Raw genomic sequence first — 8,963 nt, 5'->3', positions numbered from 1 at the left:
GGCCTCGCCGAGGCTCAAGTGCTCGCTCAGCATGAAGATCCAGCCGACGAGGGTGACCGGCACGAACTGGCTCGCGTGGAAGACGATGGCGTAGCCGAGGCTGGCCGGGCGAGGCACGTCGAAGATGCCGAGGGCCAGGACCACGGCGTAGTGGAAGACCCCCACGTAGCCGGGGGCGGACGGGATGCTGATGCCGAGGCCCACAAATACCAGCACCGTCCAGGCCGCGATCCAGGGCAGGTCCAGGTTCACCGCCTGCAGCATCGTCCAGGCCGCCAGCGCCGGGACCACCCACACGATCACGGTCCAGATGAGCAGTGGAAGCAGGTGACGCCGCGCCCTGATCCCCTCGAGCCCCCGGGCAAAGGTTTCAAAGATCCCGGCGACGCGACGCTCGACGCGGGGCCACCGGCGCGTGAGGCGCTCCAGCAAGCGACGGCACGTGCCCGGGGCGGCGGCCAGGAAGCCGAGCGCCGCCATCGCCGCGAAATCGATGGCGAGCAGCGCCACCGCGGTCCACTGGAACACGGGCGGCACCGGGATCAGCAGCACCAGCACGGCCAGGACGAGGACGATCACGAGGCTGTCGAGAACCCGCTCTACGATCATTGTGGCCAGCGTCGTCCACAACCCACGGGGCCAGCGCCGCGCCACCACGTACAGGCGGACGACCTCGCCCGCCCGCAGCGGGAGCAGATTGTTCGCCATGTAGCCGATCATCAGCGCGGGCACGAGGCCCGGTGGGTCCGAGCGTGGCGGGAAGAGGTACCGCCAGCGCTGCGCGCGGACCCAGAGCCCGATCGGCCCCAGGGTGGCGGCGAGCAGGGTCCACCCCCAGCGCGTTTGGCGGAGCTGCTGCCACAGCTCGCGGAGATCGACGCTGGCCAGGAGCAGGGCGAGCAGGGCGAGGCTGATGGCCGCGCCCACCAGGAGCCTGAGACGGTTCAGAGGCCGAGTTGCGCCAGGACGGCGTCGATCTTCGGAGGAACCGTGGTGGGGCGGGATGCCGACTCCAGCGCCGTGTCCGGATCTTTCAACCCGTGGCCGGTCAAGGTCAGGACGAGCGTGGAGCCGGACTCGAAGCGCCCGCCCTTCACGTTCTTGATGAGGCCGGCGACGGTCGCCGCCGAGGCCGGCTCCATGAAGATCCCTTCCTCGCGGGCGAGCAGGCGATAGGCCTGGAGAATCTCCTCGTCGGTCACGATGTCGATCCAACCTCGTGAGTCCTTGAGCGCCTCCAGCGCCGGCCCCCAGTTCGCCGGGTTGCCGATCTTGATGGCCGTGGCGACCGTCCGCGGCTCCTCGATGACGCGATTCTCGTAGATCGGCGCCGCGCCCGCCGCCTGAAAGCCGACCATGCGCGGCAGCTCTCGGGCGCGGCCGGCGCGGTGGTACTCGCGGTAGCCCCGCCAGTAGGCGGTGATGTTGCCGGCGTTGCCCACGGGGATGAGGTGGTAGTCCGGGGCGCGGCCGAGCTGATCGACCACCTCGAAGGCGGCGGTCTTCTGGCCCTCGAGCCGGAACGGGTTCACCGAGTTGACGAGGGTGACGGGGTGCTGCTCCGAGATCTGGCGGACGATCGACAGGGCCTGGTCGAAGTTGCCGTCCACCATCAGGACCTTGGCGCCGTGAATCGCCGCCTGCGAGAGCTTGCCGAGCGCGATGGCGCCCTTGGGCACCATGACGAAGGCCTTGATTCCCGCCCGCGCGGCGAAGGCGGCGGCCGACGCCGAGGTGTTGCCCGTGGACGCGCAGATGACGGCGCGCGAGCCCGCCTCCAGCGCCTTGGACATCGCCATCGTCATGCCGCGGTCCTTGAAGGAGCCGGTGGGGTTGAACCCCTCGCACTTGAGATAGATCTGCAGCCGGGGATCCGTCGCCTCGGCCAGGCGGGGCGCGGGCACCAGCGGCGTGTTGCCTTCCAGCAGCGTCACCACCGGCGTCTTGTCGGTGACGGGCAGGAACTCGCGATACCGTTCGATCACTCCCCGCCACGCCGTCATCGGCGCGCAGCCTTTCGAGCGCCGGCGGAGCCGGCGCAACCCTCCTGGGGGAGGTCTCGGAGGGGGCCGCCGAGGCCCCCTCCGATCTTCATGCGGGGCCTCCCTCCACGCGGATCATCGTGGTGGGGGCGGCCACGACGCGCAGGCGGTCGATGGCGGCCAGGGCCATCCGCATGTCCCGCTCCTGCGCCTCGTGGCTCATCATCACCACCGGCACGGCCTCGCCCGTGGCGCGCCCCTTCTGGATGACCGATGCGATGGAGATGTTGTGCTCACCCAGGATGCCGGCCACGCGCGAGAGCACGCCCGGGCGGTCCTGCGCCATCACGCGCAGGTAGTAGCAGGAGCGGATCGAGTCCATCGGGCGGAGGGGGAGCGCCGCCGGCCCCACCGAGGGCAGCTCCAGCGCCAGCGAGGGAATGCCGTGGGCGATGCGCCGCGCGATCTCGACGACGTCCGACCATACGGCGGAGGCGGTGGGCAGCTGGCCGGCGCCGCGTCCGTAGAACATGAGGTCGCCGACGGCGTCGCCGGTGAGGAAGATGGCGTTGAAGACGCCCGACACCGCGGCCAGCGGCGCCGCCGCCGGGATCATCGTGGGATGCACCCGGACCTCGACGCCGCCGTCGGCCACCTTGGCGATCGCCAGCAGCTTCACGCGGTAGCCGAGCTCGCGGGCGTAGGCGATGTCCTGCTGGGTGACGCGCGTGATGCCCTCGGTGTGGATGTCCTTGAGCTCCACGAACGTGCGGAAGGCGAGACTGACCAGGATCTGGAGCTTGTGCGCCGAGTCCATGCCCTCGATATCGAGTGTGGGGTCGGCCTCCGCGTAGCCGTGGGCCTGCGCTTCCTTCAGGACGACCGAGAAGTCGGGCCCTTCGTCGGTCATCTTCGACAGGATGTAGTTCGACGTGCCGTTGACGATGCCGAAGACCGACAGGATGCGGTTGGCGACCAGCCCTTCCTTCACCGCGCGGATGAGCGGGATGCCGCCGGCGACGGCCGCCTCGAATCCCAGCGTCACCTGGTGGCGCCGGGCCTCGTCGTACAGCTCGGCGCCGTGGTGCGCCAGCAGGGCCTTGTTCGCCGTCACCACGTGCTGGCCGGCGCCGAGGGCCCGGAGGATGAACGAGCGCGCCGGCTCCAGGCCGCCGATCAGCTCGATGACGACGGGCACGCCGGGATCGCCCAGCACGCGGTTGGCGTCGGCGGTGAGGGGGAGCCGGGCCAGATCGAGGCCTTCGCGCGGCCGGGTGAGGTCCAGGTCGGCGACGGCGGCCAGCGTGAGCCGGCAGCCCGCGCGCTCCTCCAGGAGGGCGCGCTGGGATTCGAGCAGCTTGACGACGCCCGCGCCGACAGTGCCGAGGCCCAGCAGACCGATGCGGACTTCGCTCACGTCAGCGGCCGAGGTGTTTGAGGCCGCGGAGCGCCTGTCGGATGCGCTGCTCGTTCTCCACGAGCGCGAAGCGCACGTAGCCCTCGCCGTACTCGCCGAAACCGATGCCGGGCGATATCGCGACCTTGGCCTCCTGGATGAGCAGCTTCGCGAATTCGAGCGAGCCCATCGTCCGGAACGGCTCGGGGATCGGCGCCCATACGAACATCGTGCCCTTGGGCTTGGCTACCGACCAGCCGAGCTTGTTGAGGCCGTCCACCAGGACATCGCGGCGCCGGCGGTGGACCTCGACGATGTCGGCCACCACCGACTGGTCGCCCTCCAGCGCGATGATGCCGGCGATCTGGATGGGCTGGAAGGCGCCGTAGTCGAGGTATGACTTGATGCGCGCGAGGGCGTGGATCATGCGGGCGTTGCCGCACACGAAACCCAGCCGCCAGCCGGGCATGTTGTACGACTTCGACGTGGAAAAGATCTCCACCCCCACGTCCTTGGCTCCCGGCGCCTCGAGAAACGAGGGCGGCCGGTAGCCGTCGAAGGCGAAGTCCGCGTAGGCGAAGTCGTGCACGACCAGCAGCCGGTGCTCGCGGGCGAACGCGACGACCTTCTCGAAGAACGCGCGATCCACGCATAGAGTCGTCGGGTTGTGGGGGAACGAAAGAATCAAGAGCTTTGCTTTCGGCCACGCCAGCTTCGCCGTCTCTTCGAGACGTGCGAAGAAGTCACCGTCGGGCGTGAGCGGCACGGAGCGAAGGTCGCCGTCGGCGATGACGACCGAATACGAATGGATCGGGTAGGTGGGGTTCGGAACCAGCGCGCCGTCACCCGGCTGCAGAACCGCGAGCGTCAGGTGGGCCAGACCCTCCTTGGCGCCGATCGTCACGATCGCCTCGGACTCCGGATCCAGCTCCACGCCGTACCGCTCGCGGTACCAGCGGGTGATGGCCACGCGAAGCCTCGTGATGCCCCGCGAGGCCGAGTAGCGGTGGTTCTTCGGATTCTGGGCGGCTTCGATCAGCTTGGCGACGATGTGCTTGGGCGTGCCCAGGTCGGGATTGCCCATCCCGAGGTCGATGATGTCCTCGCTGCGGGCGCGCGCCTTGGTCTTGAGGTCGTTGACGATCGCGAAGACGTAGGGGGGTAGGCGCTTGATCCGATAGAACTCGTCCATGGGCTCCTCGTGACTTCTCGGAATCATACTGCGCCGTATTCCGGGGTGTCAACAAAGCGACGATCTCACGCGGATTTACGTCACGTCACGCGGCGCACGGACCGCGAGGCTCGCTGTCAGACCGTGCCGTTTTGCGTCAAACGGGTGACGTGATTCCCGGCCCAAGTGCCGGAATGGCAGCCACAGTGCTCGTAAACGCTTGATTGTATTTACACACTGACTCGGCACGTCGCTTGCGAACCATCCCTCCCCATGGACGCCCAGCCGGAACCGTCTGCCGAAATGGCGCCATCCCCCGTTGACACTATCAGCGAACCGGTGCTACAAACCGCCCAGCCGCCGTCCCGCGCGGCCACATCCAACCAGACAACCAAACGGGTGAATCACCGCACTCAGTTCAGCCTGCTGGTCGTGCGGGGGGACGGCGTACGGGTCCTCCGGGTCAATTTTCCGCGCCGGGTGCCCACGGTCACGCTTGCGGTACTCGGCCTTTTCGTCTGCACGCTGGGCGTGCTCGTGGGCGATTGGTGGCACGTGCGGCAGCGCATGCGCGACGCGGCCGAGCTGTTCCAGCAGATCGACGAGCAGCAGGCGACCATCGACTCCGTCAATCGCCGCATGGCCCAGCTGCGCCAGGAAGTGACGAGCTGGCGCGAGATGCACGCGCGCATCTGGGAGCCGTTCGGGCCGGAGCTGGCGCCCACGAGCCGTGACAACGGCATCGGCGGCGGCCGCGCGACAGCGCCCGACCGCGCCGAGCAGACCTCTTCGGCCAGTGAGCTGGACCGCCTCACCGAGCAGGTCATGGACGAGGGACAAAGCCTCCGGGCGCTGGACAAGCTGATCGCCCGGGCCCGCAAGGCGCTGGTGGCGCTGCCCTCGCGGTGGCCCGTGCGCGGGGCCGTCAATTCCGAGTTCGGAAAGCGGCTCTCGCCCTGGACGAAAGAATCAGAGTTCCACTCCGGCATCGACATCGCGGCCGACCGCGGCACCGTCGTGCGCGCGCCCGCGTCGGCCACGGTCTTCTTCGCGGGGGCCCAGACCGACTACGGTCTGACGGTGATCCTCGACCACGGGGAAAACATCCGCACGATCTACGGTCATCTGTCGAAGATCAAGGTGCAGCAGGGTGAGCGGGTCGAGCGGGGCACCGAGCTCGGGCTCAGCGGGAACACGGGCCGCTCCTCCGGTCCGCACCTTCATTACGAAATTCTAGTGAAGGGCCAGTCCGTCAACCCCCGCGCGTACCTCTGGAACTGATCCGCTCCACCGTCCCCCCTTCGCGCCTTCTCCTCCTGGCCGGCCTGCACTCGGGATGAGTCGCCAGCCCCGGCGCCCTGGGAGCGCGCCGGAGTAAACCACCGTTCGGGCGCGGGCTTTGCCCGCGCAGCCTTTCCTGGGGGAGGCCTCGGAGGGGGCCGTAACGTCCGCCCCCTCCGACTCAGTGGCGGGCCAAGAACTCCAGGCACAGGGCGTTGAAAGCCTCGGGGCGCTCCCAGAAGTAGCCATGGGCCGCGCCGGGCAGCGTGCGGCGCGTGGCGCCGGGAATCCGCGCCGCCAGCTCCCGGGAAAAGCGCGGCGGCACCAGGATGTCCTCTTCGCCCACGCTCACCAGCGTCGGGCAGCGAATGGCGGGAAGCCGATCGAGCGTGTCGTGGGCGGCGACGGCTTCGCCCTGGCGGAGGAAGCCCGTCAGCGACTGCGGATGGGGGTTGGCGAGCGCGTTCTGGAGGATCATCTCGACGAGCTCCGGCCGCTCGTTGTAGGTGGCCGGGGCGAAGAGCCAGAGCCCGATCGTCCGGAGCGCCGCCTCGCGGCCCAGGTGGGTGCGGACCTCGCGCCATGCCGCGGTGAGCGCCTTCAGATATGCATCCGGGCGCGCCAGCGTGCAGCCCAGGTGGAGCGAACGCACGCGGCGCGGATGGTTGAGCGCCAGCTCCTGGGCGATCATCCCGCCCATCGAGACGCCGACTACGTGCGCCCGTTCGACGCCGAGCGCCTCCATGAGGCCGACGGTGTCGTCGGCCATCATGCGCGTCGTGTAGGGATGATCGGGCGCATCGGTCTGGCCCGCGCCGCGATTGTCGAATGCGATGACCCGGTACGCCTCGGCGAACGCCCGCGTCTGGAAGCCCCAGGCCCGATGATCTCCGCCGAAGCCCATGATCAGCACGAGCACCTCGCCCTCGCCCGCCTCCTCGTAATGCATCTCGATACCGTTGACCCTGATCTTGGGCATTCGTCCGCCTACGAGGTTCGCGCCGCATCGCGGCGGCGAGCGATGGAGAGCTGGGTGGCGGCGGTCAGGGGCCGGTGGTCTCCTTGGAGACCCGTTCCCTGCGAGTAGGACCACGCGACGCGGTCAGGATGGGAAGGACGAAAGGCGAGTGTCACCGCCAGGCTCGTGGTCGACGAGGAGGCCACCGGCCCCTGGCCATAGTCACGCGGGAGCCGCTACGCCGTCGCGACGCCCGTGCGCACCTGGCAGGCGACCCAGTGCCCCGGTGAGATCTGCTTGAGAACCTGGTCGTTCACCGAGCAGGACGGCACCCGGATCGGGCAGCGGGTGTGGAAGCGGCATCCCGAGGGTGGGTTGACGGGGCTGGGCACGTCGCCCTCCAGGATGATGCGCTTGCGCTTGACCGTGGGGTCGGGGATGGGCACGGCCGAGAGCAGCGCCTCCGTGTACGGGTGCTTGGGGTTGGTGTAGAGCTCCTTGGCCGGCGCGATCTCGACGATCTTGCCGAGATACATGACGGCCACCCGCGTCGAGATGTGCTCGACGACCGAGAGGTCGTGGGCGATGAACAGGTAGGTGAGGCCGAACTTCGCCTGGAGCTCCTCCAACAAATTGATGATCTGGGCCTGGATGGACACGTCCAGCGCCGACACCGGTTCGTCGGCCACGATGAGCTTCGGGCTCACCGCCAGCGCCCGCGCGATCCCGATCCGCTGCCGCTGTCCCCCCGAGAACTCGTGAGGGTATCGCCGGAGGTGCTCGGCGGACAGCCCGACCGTTTCCAGCAGGTGCACGACCCGCTCCTCGCGCTGCTTCCGGTTCGGGGCCAGCTTATGGATGATGAGGGCCTCGCCGATGATCGAGCCCACCGTCATGCGCGGGTTCAGCGAGGCGTACGGGTCCTGGAAGATGATCTGCATCTCCTTCCGGAGCGCCCGCAGCGACCGCTTGTCCAGCGTGGTCACGTTCTTGTCCTGAAACCACACCTCGCCCGAGGTGGCCTCGATGAGGCGCAGGATCGTCCGGCCGGTGGTGGACTTGCCGCACCCGGACTCGCCGACCAGGCCGAGCGTCTCCCCGGCCATGATCTCGAACGACACGTCGTCCACCGCGTGCACTCGCGCCACCTCGCGCGAGAAGAGCCCGCCGCGGATCGGGAAGTACTTCTTGAGGTTCTTCACTCGGAGCAGCGCTTGTGGCATCGCGGGCCTCAGTAGAGGAAGCAGGCCACCTTGTGGCCGGGCCGGACTTCCTTGAGCGGCGGCGTGTTCTCGAAGTGCATCGGCTTGGCGAAGGCGCAGCGCGGCGCGAAGCGGCAGCCAGGCTTGACCTCCCCGCGCAGCGTGGGCACCGTGCCCGGGATCGTGTCGAGCTTGCGCCTCTCCGTCGCCGCCAGGTCGATGCGCGGAATCGAGCGGAGCAGGCCCTGGGTGTAGGGGTGGAGCGGCTCCTTGAACAGCTCCACCACCGGCGCCTCCTCGACCACCTGGGCGGCGTACATGACGACCACGCGCTGCGCCGTCTCCGCGATGACGCCCATGTCGTGGGTGATCAGCATCACCGCCATGTTGAACTTCACCTTCAGTTCGTTGAGGAGCTCCAGGATCTGGGCCTGGATGGTGACGTCGAGCGCCGTCGTGGGCTCGTCCGCGATCAGCAGTTTGGGGTTGCACGACAGCGCCATGGCGATCATCACGCGCTGGCGCATGCCGCCCGAGAGCTGGTGCGGGTACTCGCGCGCCCGGCGGTCGGGGTTCGGCATGTGCACGAGGCGCAGCATCTCGACCGCGCGGTTCATCGCCTCGCGGCGGTTCAGCCCCTCGTGGAGCCGGAGGGCCTCGGCGATCTGCTCGCCCACGGTGAAGACCGGGTTGAGCGAGGTCATCGGCTCCTGGAAGATCATCGAGATCTCCTTGCCCCGGATCTTCCGCATCTCCCGGGGCGGGAGGCCGAGGAGATCGCGCCCGTTGTAGAGGATCTGGCCGCTCACGATGCGGCCCGGCGGCTGGGCGATCAGGCGCATGATGGACAGCGCCGTCACGCTCTTGCCGCAGCCCGACTCGCCGACCATGCCCAGCGTCTCGCCCCGGTCGATGTGGAAGTCGATGTCGTCGACGGCGCGGACCACGCCCTCGTCGGTGAAGAAGTGCGTCC

General features: G+C 68.8%; 8 protein-coding genes. 1 reads left to right on the top strand and 7 read right to left on the bottom strand.

Going from position 1 to position 8,963, the window contains the following annotated elements; translation table 11 throughout:
• The 4 genes from VGV13_20940 to VGV13_20925 form a co-directional block, all read right to left on the bottom strand.
• The coding region (locus VGV13_20940) for a lysylphosphatidylglycerol synthase transmembrane domain-containing protein (GenBank protein ID HEV8643550.1) at positions 1-927 on the bottom strand (927 nt) is incomplete at its 3' end.
• 17 nt (positions 928-944) lie between these two features.
• Positions 945-2,003, bottom strand: a complete 1,059-nt coding sequence (thrC, locus tag VGV13_20935) for a threonine synthase (GenBank protein ID HEV8643549.1) — start codon at positions 2,001-2,003, stop codon at positions 945-947.
• Between the two features lie 88 nt (positions 2,004-2,091).
• The gene (locus tag VGV13_20930; protein ID HEV8643548.1) at positions 2,092-3,399 is read right to left on the bottom strand and encodes a homoserine dehydrogenase; all 1,308 of its coding nucleotides are present in this window, start codon (positions 3,397-3,399) and stop codon (positions 2,092-2,094) included.
• A gap of 1 nt (position 3,400) precedes the next feature.
• Positions 3,401-4,570 (bottom strand): aminotransferase class I/II-fold pyridoxal phosphate-dependent enzyme, encoded by a 1,170-nt coding sequence (locus tag VGV13_20925; protein ID HEV8643547.1) that lies wholly within the window; start codon positions 4,568-4,570, stop codon positions 3,401-3,403.
• Positions 4,571-4,948: 378 nt separating this feature from the next.
• Between VGV13_20925 and VGV13_20920 the strand changes: the two genes are divergently transcribed.
• Positions 4,949-5,830: a peptidoglycan DD-metalloendopeptidase family protein gene (locus VGV13_20920; GenBank protein HEV8643546.1), complete on the top strand. Its 882-nt coding sequence runs from the start codon at positions 4,949-4,951 to the stop codon at positions 5,828-5,830.
• 181 nt (positions 5,831-6,011) lie between these two features.
• Here the strand turns inward: VGV13_20920 and VGV13_20915 are convergent, their stop codons facing one another.
• The 3 genes from VGV13_20915 to VGV13_20905 form a co-directional block, all read right to left on the bottom strand.
• Positions 6,012-6,809, bottom strand: coding sequence for an alpha/beta fold hydrolase (locus VGV13_20915; protein ID HEV8643545.1), 798 nt, complete (start codon positions 6,807-6,809; stop codon positions 6,012-6,014).
• A 215-nt stretch (positions 6,810-7,024) separates the two neighbouring features.
• Positions 7,025-8,011 carry a dipeptide ABC transporter ATP-binding protein gene (locus VGV13_20910; protein HEV8643544.1) on the bottom strand — a complete coding sequence of 329 codons (987 nt, stop codon included), beginning with the start codon at positions 8,009-8,011 and terminating at the stop codon, positions 7,025-7,027.
• A gap of 8 nt (positions 8,012-8,019) precedes the next feature.
• The coding region (locus tag VGV13_20905) for an ABC transporter ATP-binding protein (GenBank protein ID HEV8643543.1) at positions 8,020-8,963 on the bottom strand (944 nt) is incomplete at its 5' end.

Source organism: Candidatus Methylomirabilota bacterium, assembly GCA_036001065.1.
Lineage (GTDB): Bacteria > Methylomirabilota > Methylomirabilia > Rokubacteriales > CSP1-6 > MNEF01.
The sequence above is the reverse complement of the archived record's forward strand: the minus strand, read 5'-3'. Positions and strand labels throughout refer to the sequence as shown.